Annotated in this window: 18 protein-coding genes; 14 read left to right on the top strand and 4 right to left on the bottom strand. The window is 64.5% G+C overall.

The window, feature by feature from the left end:
* The first annotated feature begins 31 nt into the window (after positions 1-31).
* The 4 genes from ACI0FO_RS26290 to ACI0FO_RS26275 all read left to right on the top strand — a co-directional run bounded on the left by ACI0FO_RS26290 (position 32) and on the right by ACI0FO_RS26275 (position 4,952).
* Positions 32-538, top strand: a complete 507-nt coding sequence (locus tag ACI0FO_RS26290) for a MarR family winged helix-turn-helix transcriptional regulator (protein ID WP_416031584.1) — start codon at positions 32-34, stop codon at positions 536-538.
* Between the two features lie 109 nt (positions 539-647).
* On the top strand, positions 648-2,117 hold the full coding sequence (locus ACI0FO_RS26285) for an efflux transporter outer membrane subunit (protein ID WP_416031583.1): 1,470 nt from the start codon (positions 648-650) through the stop codon (positions 2,115-2,117).
* A gap of 22 nt (positions 2,118-2,139) precedes the next feature.
* Entirely contained in the window at positions 2,140-3,333 is a 1,194-nt protein-coding gene (locus tag ACI0FO_RS26280; RefSeq protein WP_416031582.1) for an efflux RND transporter periplasmic adaptor subunit, read from the top strand.
* Positions 3,330-4,952, top strand: a complete 1,623-nt coding sequence (locus ACI0FO_RS26275; protein ID WP_416031581.1) for a DHA2 family efflux MFS transporter permease subunit — start codon at positions 3,330-3,332, stop codon at positions 4,950-4,952. The genes ACI0FO_RS26280 and ACI0FO_RS26275 overlap by 4 nt, the downstream gene beginning before the upstream one ends.
* A 44-nt stretch (positions 4,953-4,996) precedes the next feature.
* Here ACI0FO_RS26275 and ACI0FO_RS26270 read toward each other — a convergent pair whose 3' ends face one another.
* From ACI0FO_RS26270 to ACI0FO_RS26260, 3 genes are all read right to left on the bottom strand, one after another.
* Entirely contained in the window at positions 4,997-5,980 is a 984-nt protein-coding gene (locus tag ACI0FO_RS26270; protein ID WP_416031580.1) for a hypothetical protein, read from the bottom strand.
* Positions 5,981-6,016: 36 nt separating this feature from the next.
* Entirely contained in the window at positions 6,017-7,084 is a 1,068-nt protein-coding gene (locus tag ACI0FO_RS26265) for a tartrate dehydrogenase (protein ID WP_416031579.1), read from the bottom strand.
* Positions 7,085-7,204: 120 nt separating this feature from the next.
* On the bottom strand, positions 7,205-8,740 hold the full coding sequence (locus tag ACI0FO_RS26260; RefSeq protein WP_416031578.1) for a helicase HerA-like C-terminal domain-containing protein: 1,536 nt from the start codon (positions 8,738-8,740) through the stop codon (positions 7,205-7,207).
* A gap of 161 nt (positions 8,741-8,901) precedes the next feature.
* Between ACI0FO_RS26260 and ACI0FO_RS26255 the strand changes: the two genes are divergently transcribed.
* The 7 genes from ACI0FO_RS26255 to ACI0FO_RS26225 all read left to right on the top strand — a co-directional run bounded on the left by ACI0FO_RS26255 (position 8,902) and on the right by ACI0FO_RS26225 (position 14,136).
* On the top strand, positions 8,902-9,633 hold the full coding sequence (locus ACI0FO_RS26255) for a YebC/PmpR family DNA-binding transcriptional regulator (protein ID WP_006227564.1): 732 nt from the start codon (positions 8,902-8,904) through the stop codon (positions 9,631-9,633).
* Positions 9,634-9,702: 69 nt separating this feature from the next.
* On the top strand, positions 9,703-11,010 hold the full coding sequence (gene purD / locus ACI0FO_RS26250; RefSeq protein ID WP_416031577.1) for a phosphoribosylamine--glycine ligase: 1,308 nt from the start codon (positions 9,703-9,705) through the stop codon (positions 11,008-11,010).
* Between the two features lie 14 nt (positions 11,011-11,024).
* On the top strand, positions 11,025-11,936 hold the full coding sequence (gene hemF, locus ACI0FO_RS26245; RefSeq protein WP_416031576.1) for an oxygen-dependent coproporphyrinogen oxidase: 912 nt from the start codon (positions 11,025-11,027) through the stop codon (positions 11,934-11,936).
* On the top strand, positions 11,933-12,520 hold the full coding sequence (nadD, locus tag ACI0FO_RS26240; protein WP_416031575.1) for a nicotinate (nicotinamide) nucleotide adenylyltransferase: 588 nt from the start codon (positions 11,933-11,935) through the stop codon (positions 12,518-12,520). The genes hemF and nadD overlap by 4 nt, the downstream gene beginning before the upstream one ends.
* A 74-nt stretch (positions 12,521-12,594) precedes the next feature.
* Complete coding sequence (gene rsfS, locus ACI0FO_RS26235) at positions 12,595-12,999, top strand: ribosome silencing factor (RefSeq protein WP_105560033.1); 405 nt, start codon at positions 12,595-12,597, stop codon at positions 12,997-12,999.
* A gap of 8 nt (positions 13,000-13,007) precedes the next feature.
* Positions 13,008-13,478, top strand: a complete 471-nt coding sequence (rlmH, locus tag ACI0FO_RS26230) for a 23S rRNA (pseudouridine(1915)-N(3))-methyltransferase RlmH (protein WP_416031574.1) — start codon at positions 13,008-13,010, stop codon at positions 13,476-13,478.
* 34 nt (positions 13,479-13,512) lie between these two features.
* The gene (locus ACI0FO_RS26225) at positions 13,513-14,136 is read left to right on the top strand and encodes a Maf family protein (RefSeq protein ID WP_416031573.1); all 624 of its coding nucleotides are present in this window, start codon (positions 13,513-13,515) and stop codon (positions 14,134-14,136) included.
* 18 nt (positions 14,137-14,154) lie between these two features.
* Here ACI0FO_RS26225 and ACI0FO_RS26220 read toward each other — a convergent pair whose 3' ends face one another.
* The gene (locus tag ACI0FO_RS26220; protein ID WP_416031572.1) at positions 14,155-15,504 is read right to left on the bottom strand and encodes a dicarboxylate/amino acid:cation symporter; all 1,350 of its coding nucleotides are present in this window, start codon (positions 15,502-15,504) and stop codon (positions 14,155-14,157) included.
* A gap of 408 nt (positions 15,505-15,912) precedes the next feature.
* Here ACI0FO_RS26220 and ACI0FO_RS26215 point away from each other — a divergent pair, with 408 nt between their 5' ends.
* Genes ACI0FO_RS26215 through rimJ form a run of 3 tightly spaced genes read left to right on the top strand, consistent with a single transcriptional unit; the run spans position 15,913 to position 19,826 of the window.
* Positions 15,913-17,763 carry a sensor histidine kinase gene (locus tag ACI0FO_RS26215; RefSeq protein WP_416031571.1) on the top strand — a complete coding sequence of 617 codons (1,851 nt, stop codon included), beginning with the start codon at positions 15,913-15,915 and terminating at the stop codon, positions 17,761-17,763.
* Positions 17,760-19,184, top strand: a complete 1,425-nt coding sequence (locus ACI0FO_RS26210; protein WP_416031570.1) for a sigma-54-dependent transcriptional regulator — start codon at positions 17,760-17,762, stop codon at positions 19,182-19,184. Before ACI0FO_RS26215 ends, ACI0FO_RS26210 begins: the two co-directional genes overlap by 4 nt.
* Positions 19,185-19,217: 33 nt before the next feature.
* Positions 19,218-19,826, top strand: coding sequence for a ribosomal protein S5-alanine N-acetyltransferase (gene rimJ / locus ACI0FO_RS26205; protein ID WP_416031569.1), 609 nt, complete (start codon positions 19,218-19,220; stop codon positions 19,824-19,826).
* Positions 19,827-19,941 lie beyond the last annotated feature (115 nt).

Genomic DNA, 19,941 nt, shown 5'->3' with positions numbered 1-19,941 from the left:
CAATAACTGACTAGTCAGTAAAATTCGGCGCATGAATGCCGAAACTTCCCCACCGTCGTCCGATACCCCTGTCCACTACCGCAGCGACACCCGCTGCATGGCGGAAGAGAATGCCGGCTATCTGATCAAGCTTGCCTATCATTCCCTGACCCGGATGCTGGACCAGGAAATGGCTCCGCTGGGCCTGACCGCCATGCAATGGCGTCCGCTGGCCATGGTCTTCCTGGGCCGCGCCGACACCCCCGCAGAACTGGCCCGCCTGAACGACATGGACACGGGCGCAATGACTCGCGCGCTTGATCGCCTGGAAGCGAAAGGCCTGCTGCGCCGTACCCGCTGCCAGACGGATCGCCGTGTTGTGAAGATCGAACTGACGGAACTGGGCGAAGCCAAAGCGCGTGAAATTCCGCCTAACATCGCGCGGTCGTTGAATCATCACCTTCGCGGCTTTTCCACCGACGAGGTCACCCAGTTGATGCACTTCATGCGTCGCATGATCGCCAACGGTTCCGCTTCCAGCGCCGCCCCAGAACGCTGACGACGCCCGCTCCCTTTACGCAACGGCCCCACTGACCTGGGGCTTTATTTGGCATAATATTTGCCTAGGCAAATACAGATTAATCAATTACTTTCAGCAAACAGTCAGGATGAAACGCCTTCTTTCTACCGTATTGGTGCTGGCCCTGAGCGGTTGCGCGTTGATGGACTCCGGGCCGGCGCCCGTGGTGGCGTTGGACGCGGCAAAGCTGGGGCTGACCGGCCAGGATACGGCTTGGCCCAACACGCAATGGTGGCAACGCTACGGCGACAGCCAACTTAACGCGCTGATGGACGAAGCCCTGGCCAACAGCCCGTCGATGAGCGCCGCCCAAGCCCGCCTGGCCAAGGCCAACGCCGCGGTCAGCACCGCCCGCGCGCCGCTGTTGCCGCGGGTGGATGCCGATTACTCGCTAAACCGCGAACACCTGTCGTCGGACTACATCTACCCGGCTCCGCTGGGCGGCACGGTCGTCAGCGACAACCGGCTGGCGCTGGATTTCAGCTACGAGCTGGATTTCTGGGGCAAGAACCGGTCGCGCCTGAAGTCGGCCGTGTCCGAACGCGAAGCCGCCGTCGCCGACGCGCAAGCCGCCCGCAACATGTTGGCTAGCGCAACGGTACGCGCCTACCTGAATCTGCAGAACGCCTTCGCGCAGCGCGACGTGCTCAAGCGCGTGATCGCGCAACGCGCCGACGTGCTGTCGCTGACGCAGGGACGCTACAGTGCCGGCCTGGACACCCAGGTCGAGGTGAAGCAGGCGGAATCGTCGCTTGCCGCGGGCCAGGTGGAATTGACGCAGACCGAGACGACGCTTGCGCAACTGCGCAACCAGGTCGCCGCACTGACCGGCGCGGGCCCGCAACGCGGCCAATCGCTCGTCGCCGTGGACTTGACGGCCCCGGCGGGGGTCGTGCCGGCCGCGATCCCCCTGGACCTGCTGGGCCACCGCCCCGACGTCGTCGCGTCCCGCTGGCGCGCCGAGGCCGCCCGCAGCGCCATCGACACCGCCAAGGCCGAGTTCTACCCCAACGTCAACCTGACCGCGTTCGCGGGCTTCCAGGCCTTGGGCACCGGCAATCTGTTGGGCTCCGCGGCCCGCACCGCCGGTTTCGGGCCCGCCATCACGCTGCCCATCTTTCACGGCGGTGAACTGAACGCCAACCTGGCGGGCCGCCGCGCCGACGCCGACCTGGCCGTCTCGGACTACAACCAGGCCGTGCTGGACGCCGTGCACCAAGTGGCGGACGCACTGGACGGCCTGCGGTTGCTGGATCAGGAACGGGCCCAGCAGCGCCAGGCCCGCGAAGCGATCGAGGCTGCCTACGACTTGGCCGTGAACCGCTACAAGGCCGGCTTGGGCAACTACATCACCGTGCTCATCGCGCAGACTGGCGTGCTGACCCAGGCCCGCCTGGACACCGACTTGCGCATCCGCGCCTATCAACTGGACGCCAATCTGGCCAATGCGCTGGGCGGCGGCTACGCCCCAGACGCCCAGCCTGGGTCCACGTCAGGGCCCAAGCCGGCGTATGTGTCCGACGCGCCGTCCGCTCCCGCCACGAACTCTATCCATTGAACGATCCCCGGATCCAGACGTCATGAACGCTGCCACCCCCACGACCAATCCCGCTCGTAAACGCCTGTTGCTGCTGGCCACCGGCGCCTTCATTCTTGTCGCCATTGCCTATGGCATCTGGTGGGCCTTGTTCGGTGCCCATTTCGAAAGCACCGACGACGCCTACGTGCACGGCAACCTGGTGCAGATCACGCCGCAAGTGCCCGGCACGGTCATCGCCATCGAAGCCGACGACACCGAAACCGTCGTTGCCGGCCAGCCGCTGGTGCGCCTGGACCCGGCCGATACCGACGTCGCCCTGCAACAGGCCCAGGCCAAACTGGCGCAGATGGTGCGGCAGGTCCGCACCTATTACGTACAAAATGACGCATTGGCCGCCGATGTCGATCTGCGCAACGCCGACATCATGCGCGCCCAGGCCGAACTGACCCGCGCACAAAGCGACGTCAGCCGTCGGCAACAGCTGGCCAAATCCGGCGGTGTCAGCGGCGAAGAAATCCTGCACGCCGAAGCCGCGCTGAAGTCCGCCCAATCCGGCCTGGCGCAAGCCCGCGCCTCGTTAGCGGCGTCGCGCGCCAAACTGGCCACCAACCAGGCATTGACGCAGGGCACGACCGTTGCCAACCACCCCGACGTGCTGCAAGCCGCAGCCGGCTTGCGCAACGCCTGGCTGGCGCAGTCGCGCACCGTGCTGCCGGCGCCGGTGGGCGGCGTCATCGCCCGCCGCAGCGTGCAGGTGGGCCAACGCGTCGCCCCCGGCAACGCGCTGATGACAGTGGTTCCGCTGGACCAGGTCTGGGTGGAAGCCAACTTCAAGGAAGGCCAGTTGCGCAAGATGCGCATCGGCCAGCCGGTCAAGATGGTGGCCGACCTGTACGGCAGCGCGGTGACCTATCACGGCAAGATTTCGGGCCTGGACGCCGGCACGGGCAGCGCTTTCGCGCTGCTGCCGGCACAGAACGCCACGGGCAACTGGATCAAGGTGGTGCAGCGCGTGCCCGTGCGCATCACGCTGGACCCGGAGGACCTGAAGTCCCATCCGTTGCGCGTCGGCCTGTCCATGGATGTCGAAGTCGATGTGGGCACGCAGGAAGGCGAACCGTTGACGCAGGCTTCCCGCAAGGAACCGGCTTGGTCCACCCGCGCCTTCGAGCCCGCGCATGATGAAGTCGACACCATGATCACCAAAATCATCCAGGACAACCTGGCATCATGAGCACGACCGCCCAGCCCGCGGGCGCTGGCGCGCCCGACGTGCCGCCGGTCCTGCCGGCAGGCACTTACCCGCCGCTGGAAGGCGCGACCCGCATCATCGGGTCTATCGCGCTGTCCACCGCGGTGTTCATGAACGTGCTGGACACGTCGATCGCGAACGTATCCATCCCCACTATCTCGGGCGACCTGGGCGTGAGTTCCAGCCAGGGCACCTGGGTGATCACCTCGTTCGCCGTCGCCAACGCCATCACCGTGCCGCTGACCGGCTGGTTGACGCAGCGCTTCGGCCAGGTCCGGCTGTTCCTGATTTCGACGCTGCTGTTCGTGCTGGCGTCATGGCTGTGCGGCTTTTCGCCGTCGCTGGAAGCGCTGATCGCCTTCCGCGTGCTGCAAGGCGCGGTGGCCGGCCCGATGATCCCGCTGTCCCAGACGCTGATGCTGGCCAGCTTCCCCAAGTCCAAGGCGGGCATGGCGCTGGCGGTCTGGTCCATGACCACGCTGGTCGCGCCAGTGGCGGGGCCCTTGCTGGGCGGCTGGATATCGGACAACTACACATGGCCGTGGATCTTCTACATCAACGTGCCGGTCGGCCTGCTGGCCGCCTGGATCAGTTGGCGCATCTATGGCAACCGGGAATCGTTGACCCGCAAGTTGCCCATCGACAAATTGGGCCTGGTACTGCTGGTCGTTTGGGTCGGCGCCTTGCAGATTATGCTGGACAAGGGCAAGGAGCTTGACTGGTTCGCCAGCCCGACCATCATCGCGTTGGCCGCGACCGCCTTCGTTGCGTTCGTCTTCTTTCTGATCTGGGAACTGACCGATGCCCACCCCGTCGTGGACCTGCGCCTGTTCAAGATCCGCAACTTCACGGTCGGCGCGCTGACGCTGGCGGTGGCTTACGGCGTCTTCTTTGGCAACGTCGTGTTGCTGCCCCTGTGGCTGCAAAGCAATATGGGCTATACGGCGACCTACGCGGGCCTGGTGACGGCGCCCGTCGGCCTGCTGGCCATCCTGCTGACGCCGCTGGTAGGCAAGATGCTGGCGACCCGCGACCCCCGCCAAATCGTGACCGTCGCCTTCCTGATTTTCGCGCTGGTCTGCTTTATGCGGTCGGGTTTCAATACCCAGACCGACGTGCGCACGCTGATGCTGCCGACCATCATCCAGGGCGCGGCGATGGCGGCGTTCTTCGTCCCGCTGACCTCCATCACGCTATCCAGCATTGAACCGTGGCGCATCCCCGCCGCCTCGGGGCTGTCGAACTTCCTGCGTCTGACCGCAGGCGCGTTCGGCACCTCGATCGCCACGACCCTGTGGGAAAACCGCGCCACGATGCACCACGCGCAACTGACGGAGATCGCCAAACCCGGCCAGCAGGCGTTCGACCAGACGTTGAACACCTTGCAGAACGGGATGGGCATGTCGCATCAGCAGGCGCTGAGCATGGTGGACGGACTGGTCAATGCGCAGGCGTTCACCATGTCCGCGATAGACGTGTTCTATGGCTCGGCGATCATCTTCCTGCTCTTGACGGGACTGGTCTGGTTCGCCCGCCCACGCTCCACCAAGGCCGGCGGTGGCGGTGGAGGTGCGGCGGAAGCGGCGGCAGGCGCGCATTGAGGCCGGCAACGCCACTTCTCGCATCGTAAAAAAAGGGCGCCTGATCAGGCGCCCTTTTGCATGGGTGACTCTTCTTTCAACAACACCTGCCAATCCTTGCGCTCGATGATATCGGCCGACAAGGCGCTGACCGGAGACAGGTTGAACACCGACACGCCGCGGGCTCGCCACTGCGCCGCCGCGAAGCGGAACGAAGGTTCGATCAGATTCTCGAACTTGCGCGCCAAGCGGCTGGACTGAGGTTGCGCGCCTTCGTCATAGAACCGCAGGCCGTGCTGCACGGTCAGATCCAGCCCATGCACATACACCTGGCGCGCCCCGCCGGACATCAGTACCTGCAACGCCGCATAGGCCACCGTATCCGCGTCGAACACCCCTAGCGAGGCGTCGAAGCTATAGCCCAGGCCCTGCTTGGCATCCAGCAGCTGCACGTCCGGCGTCGCCGCGGCGATCCGTTTGAGCATGGCGGGTGCGGCGCTGCGTTGATAGGCGCGCTCGGAAATCAGTTCGATGATGCAGATTCGGCAACGGATCTCGGCTTGAGGAATGCCTTGCATGATGTAGCGCAGCACTTCGGGGAACACGTACAGCGTCAGGTCGCGGCCGACGATCTCGCGCACCAGGTCAATGCGATCGCGCACGAAGTTCTGGTCGATGATGCAGTAGTACTTGAAGGGCAGATCGAACTTGCGCGCCAGCGCGATCGCGCCGTTGACGCCCATCGCGGCACGAATGTCCAACTGGTCATAGGGAATCTGCGCGACCGACGGGCCGCTCAGGATCAGATGCACGGTTTCGTCGACGGGGTCGTACCCTTGCACCAGCGGCGTAATGGGCAGCGACCGGCCAAAAGCGCGAAAACCGCAAATCGCCCCCGACCGGTCCCGCCATATCCGCACGAACGGCCACAGATGCTGGTTGTGCCTTTGCGTGCGCGAACGCAGCAAGCGGAACAGTTTGCGCACGAAGCGGTCGGCCCGCCCGCCACCGACGGGCGGGGCGGGCAAGGGCGAGATTGAGTTTTCCATCGAGTCGCCTTGGCCGGCCCTGTCCGCGCAGCGCACTTATCCCGCGGAAATCAGCGACGCAATCGCGTTGCCGACCTCGACGGTCGAAGCATTGCCCTTCATGTCCCGGGTGCGCGGACCGTCGGCAAGCACCGATTCGATCGCTTTCACCACGGCGGCCGACGCCTCGGGATACCCCAGGAAATCAAGCATCAACGCACCGCTCCAGATCTGCCCGATCGGGTTGGCAATACCCTTGCCATAGATGTCGGGCGCCGAGCCGTGCACCGGCTCGAACAACGACGGAAACTTGCGCTCGGGGTTCAGGTTCGCCGACGGGGCGATGCCGATCGTCCCGGTGCACGCCGGCCCCAGGTCGGAAAGGATGTCGCCGAACAGGTTGGACGCCACCACCACATCGAACCAATCGGGATGCTGCACGAAATGGGCGCACAGGATATCGATGTGATATTTGTCCCAACGCACGTCCGGATAGTTTTCGGCCATGTCGGCCACGCGCTCGTCCCACCAGGGCATGGAAATCGAAATGCCGTTCGACTTGGTGGCGGCCGTCAAGTGCTTGCCGCGCTTCTGGGCGAGTTCGAACGCGAATTTCAGGACGCGCTCGGCGCCGATGCGCGTGAACACGCTTTCCTGGATGACCACTTCGCGCTCGGTGCCCTCGAACAGGCGGCCGCCACTATTGGAATATTCGCCTTCGGTGTTCTCGCGGACGATGAAGAAGTCGATATCGCCGGGCTTGCGATCAGCCAACGGAGACGGCACGCCGGGCATCAGCCGCACCGGACGCAAATTGATGTATTGGTCGAATTCGCGGCGGAACTTGAACAGCGAGCCCCACAGGGCTTCGTGATCCGGCACCGTGGCCGGCCAACCGATCGAACCGAAGAAGATCGCCTCATGCTGGCCGATCTGCGCCTTCCAGTCGTCCGGCATCATCTTGCCGTGCTTGGCGTAATGGTCGCAGCTCCAGTCGAAATGGTCCCACTGGAAATCAATGCCGAAGCGCGCCGCAACGGCGTCCAGCACTTTCAACCCTTCCGGCACGACCTCCTTGCCAATCCCGTCTCCTGGAATCACCGCAATTTTGTGTTTCTTAGCCACCACGTTTCCTTAGTTTTCCTTTGATAGACTGCCCAGAATCATAGGCATAAACGGGCGCGCCGCAACACCCCCCGTTACAAAACGGTGGTGTTGCATTTTGTGAATGGCAACGCGGCCGTATCAGCGCCGGCTTTTGGATCCCAGCAGCGACCCTAATATGCCTCGAGTCAGTTCCCGGGCGATCGAACGGACGGTGCTTTTGGCCATGGTCTGGACAACGCCGTCACGCTTGCCGCCCCGCGGCCCGGTCGATCCGAACAGAACGTCGTTCAGGCTGTCCATCAGACCGCCGCCCGACGTCTCGGCTGGCGCTTCGGCGTCCACCGGCTTGCCTGGCCTGCCCGGCGCGCCCGAGGTTGGCGCGGCGTCCGTCGGCGTGGCGGCGCGGCCCGCCAAGACCTCGTAGGCGGACTCCCGATCGATGGCCTTTTCGTACTTGGCCGCCATGGGGCTGCCCTGGCGCAATACTTGGCGCTCGGCATCCGTCGCCGGGCCAATCCGGCTGGCCGGCGGCACGATGAAGGCGCGCTCGGTCGGCATGGGCCGGCCCTTGGCGTCCAGCAGCGACACCAGCGCTTCCCCGACGCCCAGTTCAGTAATGGCCGCTTCGACATCCAGACCCGGATTCGGGCGCATCGTCTGCGCCGCCGTCTTCACGGCCTTCTGGTCGCGTGGCGTGAACGCCCGCAAGGCGTGTTGCACCCGGTTACCCAACTGCCCAAGCACGGTATCGGGAATATCCAACGGATTCTGCGTAACGAAGTAAACGCCCACCCCCTTGGACCGCACCAGGCGCACGACCTGCTCGATCTTGTTCAGCAGCGCCGGCGGCGCGTCGTTGAACAGCAGGTGCGCCTCGTCGAAGAAGAAAACCAGTTTGGGCTGGTCCATGTCTCCCACTTCGGGCAGCTTTTCGTAAAGGTCCGCCAGCAGCCACAGCAGGAAAATGGCGTACAGGCGCGGCGCCTGCATAAGTTTGTCGGCAGCCAGCACATTGACCATGCCGTGCCCCTGGGCGTCCGTGCGCATCAGATCGGCCACATCCAGCATGGGTTCGCCAAAGAATTTTTCGGCCCCCTGCGACTCCAGCGCCAGCAGACCGCGCTGGATGGCCCCCACGCTGGCCGACGACACGTTGCCGTAGCGGGTCTTGAGCTCGGCGGAGCGGTCGGCCACGTTCTGGAGCATGGCCCGCAGGTCTTTCAAATCCAGCAGCAACTGGCCTTCGTCGTCCGCAACCTTGAAAACCAGGGTCAGCACCCCTTCCTGCGTGTCGTTCAATTCCAGGATGCGCGACAGCAGCAGCGGCCCCATGTCGGTGATGGTGGCGCGCACCGGCAGCCCTTGCTCGCCGAAGACGTCCCATAGCGTGACCGGGCTGGCGGCCCAGGCGGGCTCGGCCAGGCCCAGGCTCTTCAGGCGCTCGGCCAGCTTGGGGCTGGCCGAGCCCGCCTGGGAAATACCGGTCAGGTCACCCTTCACGTCGGCCATGAAGACCGGCGTGCCGATGCGCGAGAACGACTCGGCCAGGACCTGCAGCGTGACGGTCTTGCCGGTGCCGGTGGCGCCGGTGATGCAGCCATGCCGGTTGGCCAGGGCGGGCAGCAGCGCCAACTCGGCCTGTGCATTTTTAGCAATGACGATGGGGTTGGGCATGCGCAACGCTCCGGACCAGAGAATCAGTGGGATGCCCAAGTGTAGAGCCTGCCGCGCGGCTTGTGCGCGTGGCAATAAGGACACACGCGCGCCCCTCCCGGGCGCGCGGACCGCCGGCACGGTAAAATGCCGTTTTTGCAGACAATTTATCCTGGGAAGCCATGGCCGGACACAGCAAATGGGCCAATATTCAGCACCGCAAAGGCCGTCAAGACGCCAAGCGCGGAAAGCTCTGGACCAAGATCATTCGTGAAATCACCGTGGCGGCGCGCGCCGGCGGCCCCGACCCGGACAGCAATCCGCGCTTGCGCATGGCCTGGGACAAGGCGACCGACGCCAACATGCCCAAGGACAACATCCAGCGCGCCATCCAGCGTGGCGCGGGCGGCGCCGACGGCGACGCCTACGAGGAAGTCCGCTACGAAGGCTACGGCATCGGCGGCGCGGCGGTCATCGTCGATTGCATGACCGACAACCGCACCCGCACCGTGGCGGAAGTCCGCCACGCCTTCGCCAAGAACGGCGGCAACCTGGGCCAGGAAGGCTCGGTGGCCTTCATGTTCAAGCACTGCGGCCAATTCGTGTTCGCCCCCGGCACGCCGGAAGACAAGGTCATGGAAGCCGCGCTGGAAGCAGGCGCCGAAGACGTCCTGACCGACGAAGAAGGCGTGATCGAAGTCGTGTGCGCGCCGGCAGACTACGCCGCCGTCCGCAAGGCATTCGACGACGCCGGCCTGAAGGCCGAAGTCGACGGCATCGTCATGAAGGCCCTGAACGAAACCGAGCTGGCCGGCGAAGACGCCATCAAGATGCAGAAACTGCTCGACGCCCTGGAAGGCCTGGACGACGTGCAGGAAGTCTATACGACCGTCATTTTCGACGAAGCGCAGTAAATCCCCCTCTTGGCGCGCGGCCGGCATGGGCCGCCCGCGCGCCAGTGGCAACCTTCAGACTCACGCAACATGAAACTCCTGGTTATTGGCTCGGGCGGCCGCGAACATGCCCTCGCCTGGCGGCTGGCCCGCTCCCCGCGCGTACACAAGGTGTACGTCGCTCCGGGCAACGGCGGCACGCAACGGGCCGAGCAGATGGAAAACATCGCGCTCACCAATGCCGAGGAATTGGCTGATTTCGTCCAGCGCGAAGGTATCGCCCTGACGGTCGTCGGCCCGGAAGCGCCGCTGGCGGCAGGCGTCGTGGACGTGTTCCGCGCCCGTGGCCTGAAGATCTTCGGCCCCACCAAGGCCGCCGCGCAGCTGGAAAGCTCGAAAGACTACGCCAAGGCCTTCATGGTCCGGCACAACATCCCGACCGCCCGCTACGAGACCTTCACCGATCCGGCCCTGGCCCACGCCTATATCGATAAGGAAGGCGCCCCGATCGTGATCAAGGCCGACGGCCTGGCCGCCGGCAAGGGCGTCGTGGTCGCCGCCACGCTGGAAGAGGCCCATGCCGCCGTCGACGCCATGCTGGGGGACGGCTCGATGGGCGCCGCCGGCGCGCGCGTCGTCATCGAAGAATGCCTGGTGGGCGAAGAAGCCAGCTTCATCGTCATGTGCGACGGCCGCAACGTGCTGGCGCTGGCAACCAGCCAGGACCACAAACGCCTGCAGGATGGCGATCAGGGTCCCAACACGGGCGGCATGGGCGCCTATTCTCCTGCCCCGGTGGTCACGCCCGAACTCCATCACCGCATCATGCGCGAAATCATCCTGCCGACCGTGCAGGGCATGACGCGCGACGGCATCCCCTATACGGGCTTTTTGTACGCCGGCCTGATGATCGCCCCCGGCGATGATCCCGACCGCGCCATCAAGACCCTGGAATTCAACTGCCGCATGGGCGATCCGGAAACGCAGCCCATCATGATGCGCGTCAAGAGCGACCTGCTCGACGCCCTTGAGCACGCCGTGGAAGGCACGCTGAACCAGGCCGACATCGTCTGGGACCGCCGCACGGCGCTTGGCGTGGTGCTGGCTTCGCACAACTACCCGAACACCCCACGCACGGGCGACGTGATCCGCGGCCTGCCCGCCGACGCCGAAGACTGCATGGTCTTTCACGCTGCCACCGAACTCGACGGCGACGAAACCAAAACCACCGGCGGCCGCGTGCTTTGCGTCACGGCGCTGGGCGACTCGGTCAAGATGGCGCGCGACCGCGTGTACGAAGCTATCGATGGCATCCATTTCGATGGCCGCCAGTACCGCAGCGATATCGGCTGGCGCGCGCTCAAGCCGTCCCAGCAAAAGCCCAAGTCCCAAGCCTGAACGGAAAGCGATAGATGAACGTCTTGCCCGTCGCCACCGTCCGCGACTACTTCACCGGCTTGCAGGCCCGCATTGTCGGCGCCCTGGAAGCGGCGGAAGGCAGCGCCTTCCGTGCCGATGAATGGGTCCGGCCCGAAGGCGGCGGCGGCTTGTCGCGCCTGCTTGAAGGCGGCAAGCTGTTCGAACGGGCTGGCGTGCTGTTCAGCCACGTCAAGGGCACGAAGCTGCCCCCGTCCGCCAGCGCCCACCGCCCTGAACTGGCGGGGCGCGGCTGGGAAGCGATGGGCGTGTCGATGGTGCTGCACCCCCGCAACCCCTACGTGCCCACCACGCACATGAATGTGCGGATGTTCATGGCGGCGGCCCGCCCCGGTCATGACGAATCCGACGTTTTCTGGTTTGGCGGCGGCATCGACCTGACTCCCTATTACCCCTTCGAAGAAGACGCCCGGCACTTCCATACGGTGTGCCGGGACGCGCTCGCAGCGCACGGCGCCGAATACTATCCGCGCTACAAGCGCTGGTGCGACGAGTACTTCTTCTTGAAGCACCGCAATGAAACCCGCGGTATTGGCGGTATTTTCTTCGACGACCTGAATGCCCCCGGATTCGACGCCTCGTTCGCCCTGACGCGCTCGGTCGGCGATGCGTTCCTGCCCAGCTACCTGCCTATTGTCGAACGCCGCCGGGGGCTTGCCTACACAGAACGCGAGCGCGACTTTCAAGCCTACCGCCGCGGCCGCTACGTCGAATTCAACCTGGTATTCGACCGCGGCACGCTATTCGGGCTGCAGTCGGGCGGCCGCACAGAATCGATCCTGCTGTCCATGCCGCCGCTGGCGCAGTGGCGTTACGATTGGCAGCCGGAAGCCGGCACCCCGGAAGCGGGACTTGCCGCCTACCTGACACCACGGGACTGGATTTGAAGCGCATCGGCCTCCTGGGCGGCAGTTTCGACCCCGTCCACGTCGCGCACCTCGCCTTGGCGCAAAATGCCCTGCAGACGCTCGGCTTGGCAGCGGTCCACCTGATCCCCGCCGCCAATCCCTGGCAACGCGCGGCCTTGCACGCCACCGGCGAACAACGCTGCGACATGCTTGAACTGGCGATTGCCGGTCACGACGGCCTGGTCGTCAACCCAATCGAAATCGAACGCGGCGGCCCCACTTACACGATCGACACGTTGCGCGCCCTGCCCCGCGACGCGCGCTATGCCTGGTTGCTGGGCGCCGACCAACTGGCCAATTTCTGCACCTGGCGCAACTGGCAAGACATCGCCAGCCTGGTGGATTTGGCGGTGGCGACCCGCCCCGGCACCCCGCTCGCGCCCCCGGCAGAGCTGGCCACCTGGCTGGACCAACATGGGCGCCGCCTGGAAGAACTGCCCTTTGCCCCCATGGCGGTATCCGCCTCCGAGATCCGCCGGCGCCTCGCCGCCGGCGAATCCACCGATGGTTTGCTGCCTCCCGCTGTCGCTGCTTATATTGCGGCGCACCAGCTTTACCGATAAACCCACACCCGCCGGGCGCCCAAAGCGCCACGGAGCCGGCATCCGCCGTCCGTCCGCGGGTTATATTTGCAGCTATGGATATAACGAAACTCCAACGCGCCGTCATCGATGCCCTCGAAGACGTCAAGGCGCAAGACATCAAGGTCTACAACACCACGCATCTGACGAGCCTGTTCGATCGCGTCGTGATTGCAAGCGCCACCTCCAACCGCCAGACCCGCGCCCTCGCCTCCAGCGTGGCAGACAGCGGCCGCGCCCTGAGCTTGTCCGGCATCACCATCGAAGGCGAGGACACCGGTGAATGGGTCGTCGTCGACTTGGGCGACGTCGTCGTGCACATCATGCAGCCCGCCATCCGCCAGTACTACAACCTGGAAGAGATCTGGGGCGGCAAGCCGGTGCGCGTGAAGCTCCTGCCCGAATCCACCCGCGCGGCGCCGATCCCCACCGACAGCGGCTACGACGACGCCGAAAGCTGAGTCTTGCCGTGAAACTGATCGTTGCGGCCGTGGGCACGCGGATGCCGGACTGGGTGGAGACCGCCTGGGCCGACTACGCCAAACGCCTTCCGGCCGATTGCGCGCTGGAACTGCGCGAGATCAAGCCAGAACCCCGCACCACCGGCAAGACGCCGGCGCAGATGATGGCGGCGGAAGCCAAGCGCATCGAAACCGCGTTGCCCGCCGGCGCATTACGCCTGGCGCTGGATGAACGCGGCCGCGACCTCACGACGATGGCCTTGTCGCAAAAGCTGGAGCAGTGGCGAGCAGGCGGACAAGACGTCGCTTTCCTTGTTGGCGGGCCGGATGGCCTGGACGCCGACCTGAAGGCCTCGTGCAGCGGGCAATTGCGCCTGTCCTCCCTCACGCTGCCCCACCCCATGGTGCGCGTGGTGCTGGCCGAGCAGCTCTACCGCGCCTGGGCCATCATGACCAACCATCCCTACCACCGCGCCTGACCGCTGGTCGGGCCGACGCCCATCCTGTTCCCGCATGTCCCAGACCATCGGCTCCGAGTCCCCCGCCCGCCTCTATCTTGCCTCTGCCAGTCCGCGGCGACGCGAACTGCTGACGCAGATCGGCCTGACCCACGAAGTCTTGCGGGTGCCTGCGCCACCTGGCGAAGACGAACCCCAGCATCCTGGCGAAAGCGCCGCCGACTACGTGCGGCGAACCGCCAGCGACAAGGCTTTGCGTGGGCGCGACTGGATGCGCAGCCAGGCATTGCCGACGCTGCCGCTCTTGGCGGCGGACACCACGGTCGTCCTGGATGGCGTCGTGTTGGGCAAACCCGCCGACCGTGACGACGCCATTCGCATCCTGCGCGCGCTGTCCGGCGCCACGCACGACGTCCATACCGCCGTCGCCCTCTGGGCTGGCGACCAATTGCTGGAAGCCGTTTCCATCACGCAAGTCCGTATGCGCGAACTGACCGACGATGAAATCGGCCGCTATTGCGACAGCGGCGAACCCTTCGGCAAGGCCGGCGCCTATGGCATCCAGGGCTTGGCCGGCAGCTTCATCGCACATATCTCGGGCAGCTACACCGGCGTGATGGGCTTGCCGCTGTTTGAAACCGCCAACTTGCTGCGGGCCGCAGGCATCCAGACGCCCTGAAGCGACTGGCCCCGCGAATCAGGCCGTGTGGCTCAGCGGCGTCCGGGCCGGCGCAGCGGCCTGAGGCATCTCGGGTAGTGCGGGCGCCTGGCCATCAAGCGCCGCGTGCAACTGTTCCTGATCCAACTCGCCTTCCCAGCGGGCGACCACGACGGCAGCCGTCGCGTTGCCGACCAGGTTCGTCAGCGCCCGGCATTCCGACATGAAGCGGTCCACGCCCAGGATCAGCGTCATACCGGCGATCGGCACGGACGGCACGACCGACAACGTCGCGGCCAAGGTGATGAAACCCGCGCCGGTGACGCCCGCGGCGCCCTTGGAGCTCAACATCGCGACGGCCAACAGCAGTATCTGATCGCCCAGCGACAAGGGAATATCGCAAGCCTGCGCGATGAACAGCGCCGCCATCGTCATGTAGATGTTGGTACCGTCCAGGTTGAACGAATATCCCGTAGGCACGACCAGCCCCACCACGGACTTCGAACAGCCCGCGCGCTCCATCTTCTGCATCAAAGTAGGCAGCGCGGCTTCGGACGAGCTCGTACCCAGCACCAGCAGCAGCTCTTCACGGATGTAACGTACCAGCTTCAGGATCGAGAAGCCGTTATAGCGAGCAACCAGGCCCAGCACCACCACCACGAAAAGCACCGACGTGGCATAGAACGTGCCGACCAGCATCGCCAGGTTCACGACCGACTTGATGCCGTACTTGCCGATAGTGAACGCCATTGCGCCAAAAGCACCAATCGGCGCGGCCTTCATCAAGATGGCGACCAGCTTGAAGATAGGCTGGGCCAATGCCGTCATGAAGTTCAGGATGGGCTTGCCGCGCTCGCCCACCATCGCCAGCGCAATGCCGAACAGCACCGCCACGAACAGCACCTGAAGAATGTCACCCCCCACGAAGGGGCTGAAGATCGTCGTCGGGATGATGTTCATCAGAAAGCCGGTGATGGTCGAATCGTGGGCCTTCGCCACGTAGCTCGCCACCGCCTTCTGATCCAGCGTACTGGGGTCGATATGCATGCCGGCGCCCGGCTGGACCAGATGGCTGACCAGCATGCCCATGATCAGCGCCAGCGTCGAGAAAGTCAGGAAATACAGCATGGCCTTGCCCGCCACGCGGCCGACCTTCTTCAGGTCGCTCATGGCGGCGATGCCGGATGCCACGGTCAGGAAGATCACCGGGGCGATGATCATCTTCACCAGCTTGATGAAGGCGTCGCCCAGTGGCTGCATCTGCTGCCCGAGTTCAGGCTTGAACGCGCCCAGCAAAACGCCCACCACAATGGCGAAAATCACCTGCACGTAGAGAATTTGATAAAACTTGAGCTTGCGCGCAGGCGCGCCGTGATCCACGTCGATCATTGGGTTTGTCCCCACCAATGCCCCTGCCCCGGGCGATCGAGCGCGACGGGCGACGGAGCGTTATCTGTTTTGTGGCCCTGCGTTATCGCCGCAAGGCCATTTCACCGAACGGTCGATGTCCGGCTTGCATCGATATATGCAAACGCCGTGCCAGATAAGAAAAACGTTGGCCACACCGCCAAGCCATTGATATATCGCTGTTTCTTCGATTTCCCGGCGGCTTCGCAAGCAGCGGAAGGCGGAAATCCGCACAAAACCAGATAAAATGTGCGAAAAATCGCACACATCATGCCTAGCCCCGTCTCTTCGTCTTCGTCCGGCCGACCCGGCTGGAATGCCAGCCCTCGGCCACCACATCGGCAGCCCCCGGCTAACGGGTCGTGGCTGGGCCGGGCCACCATGATCCTCATGGCCCTTGGCGTTGTATTCGGCGTGCTGCACGTCGCCACGCAGTGGGCGCGCGAAGGAGCCGTCAAGACGGCGGCCGTGCAAGCGCGGGCTGCCGGCCAGATCAATGCCGCGTTGCTGCGCAACAACCTCGACAAATTCCGGGCGCTGCCTTTCGTGTTGACTCGAGACGTCGACGTGCGGGCTGCCTTGCAGGGCGCCTCTGCCGCCCAGATCGAATCGCTGGACGAAAAGCTCGACACGCTTAGCCGCGGCGTTGGCGCGTCGGCCATCTATTTGCTCGACAAGCAGGGCTTGGCCATCGCCGCTAGCAACTGGCGCGAACCGGCCACGTTCGTCGGTGTCGACTACCAGTTCCGGCCATACTTCAAGGGCGCGCTCACCCACGGTTTCGCTGAGCACTTCGCGCTGGGCACAGTCAGCCACGAAGCCGGCCTGTACCTGTCGCGGCGAATCGACGATACCCATGGCAACCTGTTGGGCGTCATCGTGCTGAAGGTGGATTTCCGCGACCTCGAGTCCGACTGGCGCCAGTCCACGGCCCCGATCTTCGTTACCGACGACCACGGCGTGGTGCTGCTGGGCAGCATTCCCAACTGGCGCTTCGATGTCCTGGCGCCGCTCGCGCCCGGTTTGGCGCAAAGCCTGCGCACCGGCCTGCAATTCGGCGACGCCCAATTCCGGCCCCTGCCGCTATCGCCGCCGCTCACGCCGGTCAGCACCGGCAACCTGGTGCGCACCGACGGCCCCGTGCCGCCGTTGCCCAAGGGCGCACCGTTGTTGCACACGACGCTTCCCATCGTGGAATCGCCCGGCTGGACCTTGCATCTGTTGTCGCCCGTGCAAACGGCCATGGCTCAGGCCAGCGCCAACGCTCAATTGGGTGCATTGCTAGCCTTGAGCCTGCTGGCGGCGGCATTCGGCATCGCGGTGGTCAGGCGGCAGCGCCACCGCGAACGCGCCGAACAACATGCGGCCGTCCAGGCGCAATTGGCGGCGTTGGTGGACGAACGCACGGCCCAGTTGCTGAACGTGAACGAGCAACTGACAGCCGAAATGGACGAGCGCCAGCGTACCGAAGCCCGGCTGCACACCATGCAGGATGAACTCGTGCAAGCCAGCAAACTTGCTTTGCTGGGCCAGGTGGCCGCCGGCGTCGCGCACGAAATCAATCAACCTGTCGCCGCCATTCGCGCCTACGCAGACAATGCAACCGAGTTTCTTCGACGCCAGGACGTCGGTTCCGCACAGGAGAACCTCGGCACCATCGCCACGCTGACCGAACGCATCGGGCAAATAACCGGCGAACTGCGCGCATTTTCGCGCAAAGCCGGCGCCTCGGTTGGCCCCACCCGCCTGAAAGAAGCGCTGGACGGCGCCTTGTTGCTGGTCGGTCCGCGGGCCCGTCGACAGGGCGTCACCCTTCAGCGGCCACCGGAAACACAGGACTTCCTGGTCCGCGCTAACCGCGTCCGATTGGAGCAGGTGCTTGTCAACCTGCTTCAGAACGCCCTGGAAGCGCTGGAGGGTCGACCGAACGGCCACGTCATCGTCGCCCTGCAAGACCTGGGCGCAACGGTACAAGTGCACGTCAGCGACAACGGCCCGGGCCTGTCGCCAGACGCCCGGGCGCGGCTGTTCACGCCATTTCATACAAGCAAACCGGAAGGCCTGGGCCTGGGACTCGTTATTTGCCGAGACATCGTCACCGAATTCGGTGGTGAATTGCGCGCGGCGCATCCCAGCGATCCCGACTTCCCGACCCCGCACGGTCCTCAGCAGGGGGCCATGTTCACCTTAACGCTGCAAAAGGCAGCCCCCGAAACCTCTCTTCGGGCCTTGACGCCATGAACCGCGCTCCTGACTTCCCCGCATCCGCACCCGTAGCCCGCGCATCGCTAGAGCATCGGCCCAGCGCACCTGCCGCTCCGCGTGTCATCTTCATCGATGACGACGAAGACCTACGGCGGGCAAACGTCCAGACCCTGAAACTGCACGGCATGGCGGTGGAGGCATACGGTTCCGCCCGCGCCGCGCTCTCCGGTCTGGACCGGGATTTCGACGGGGTAGTGGTGACTGACATCCGCATGCCCGATATCGATGGCCTGCAGTTATTCCATCGATTGCGCGATATCGACCCCGAACTCCCCGTCATCCTCATTACCGGCCATGGCGATATCGCCACCGCCGTGCAGTGCATGCGTGACGGCGCCTACGATTTCCTGGCCAAGCCCTATCCGCCCGACCGCCTCCTGACCGCCATCACCCATGCCACCGAAAAACGGCATCTGGTCCTCGAGAACCGCCGTCTGCGCGAAGCCGCGTTCGCGTTGGAAGCCGACGACGTGCCCTTCATTGGCGCCACGCCGGCCATGCAACGCATCAAACAGACGCTGCGGCACATCGCAGACGCGGATGTCGACGTACTGGTCGAAGGCGAGACCGGCACAGGCAAGGAAGTCGTGGCCACCGCGCTCCATCGCCTCAGCCGCCGTCGACATCGTGCGCTCGTCGCGATCAACTGTGGCGCCTTGCCTGAAAGCGTCATCGAAAGCGAGCTATTCGGACATGAGCCCGGCGCCTTTACCGGCGCGCATAAAAAACGCATTGGCCGCATCGAACACGCCAGCGGCGGCACGTTATTCCTGGACGAAATCGAAAGCATGCCCTTGTCCGTGCAGGTCAAGCTGCTGCGTGTGCTGGAATCTCGCCAGATCACGCCACTAGGCAGCAATGACGTCCGGAATCTGGATCTGCGCATCGTGGCGGCCACCAAGGAAGACTTGGGCAGCCCCGCCATCCGGGGCAAGTTCCGCGAAGACCTGTTCTACCGACTCAATGTCGTCACGATCCGGATTCCGCCGTTGCGCGAACGCCGAGACGACATCCCCCTGCTCTTTGCGCACTATCTCGGCCATGCCTCGCGCCGCTTCAACCGCGATATTCCGGACATGCCTCCCTCGATCAGGCAGTACGTCATGACGCACGACTGGCCGGGGAACGTCCGGGAACTCGCCCATTTCGCTGAACGCGTGGTCCTCGGCGTATTGGGCAGCCCGGCTTTCGACACCCCCACCGCGCACGATGCCGCACAAAGCCTGCCGGAGCGGATCGAGCGTTTCGAAGCGCAACTCATACGCGATGCGCTCTCCACGCACCAAGGCGACATCAAAGCCACGCTTGAGGCGCTTGGCATTCCCCGCAAGACTTTCTACGACAAACTCCAGCGCCACGGCATCGATCGCCAACAGTACTTGCGCGGCCAGGATTGAGCAGGGCTGCCCGCTCCCCACCGAAAAGGCATCATGATTCCCCTTCCCACCGCTTTCTCCAGCAGGGCCATTACGCCAAGGCCGCGCTTGTCGCTCACTGAGTTCAGCACGCCAAGGCTACGCCTAGTCCCCGCAGCGGTGTCCCATGCCGCCAGCGTTCGGACCTATTTGCTGGAAAATCAAAACTATCTGCAACCCTGGGAACCGTTGCGCCATGCGGCTTTTTTTGAACCCTATGCGGTCGCCGAACGGCTACAAGCGATGGCCCAGCGAAACATAAACGAAGACGCGCTTCACTTGTTGATGTTTGGCCCAGATTCCGACGAACTCATTGGCGTCTGCAACTTCACCAATGTCGTCCGGGGCGCGTTCCAAGCGTGCCATCTGGGCTACTCAATTGCCCAACGATGCCAAGGCCAGGGTTTGATGCACGAGGGTCTGGCCGCCGCAATTGCGCACGTCTTCCAAAACATGAAGTTGCACCGGATCATGGCGAACTACCGCCCGGAGAATACGCGCAGCGCCCGCTTGCTATCCCGCTTGGGATTCCAGCGAGAAGGAGAAGCTCGGTCTTATCTACAAATAAACGGCGCTTGGTGCGATCACGTGCTGACCGCGCTGATAAATTCCGCTGATCGTTAGCCGCAGCCCCGGGTTGCGTGCATCGCAATCCGTTCGCCCAAAGACAAAACCCCACAGGATCACCTGTGGGGTTTTGCGTAATAAAAGCCTGACGATGACCTACTTTCACAGACGT

This window comes from Achromobacter marplatensis, from assembly GCF_049060505.1.
GTDB lineage: Bacteria > Pseudomonadota > Gammaproteobacteria > Burkholderiales > Burkholderiaceae_B > Achromobacter > Achromobacter marplatensis_A.
The sequence above is the reverse complement of the archived record's forward strand: the minus strand, read 5'-3'. Positions and strand labels throughout refer to the sequence as shown.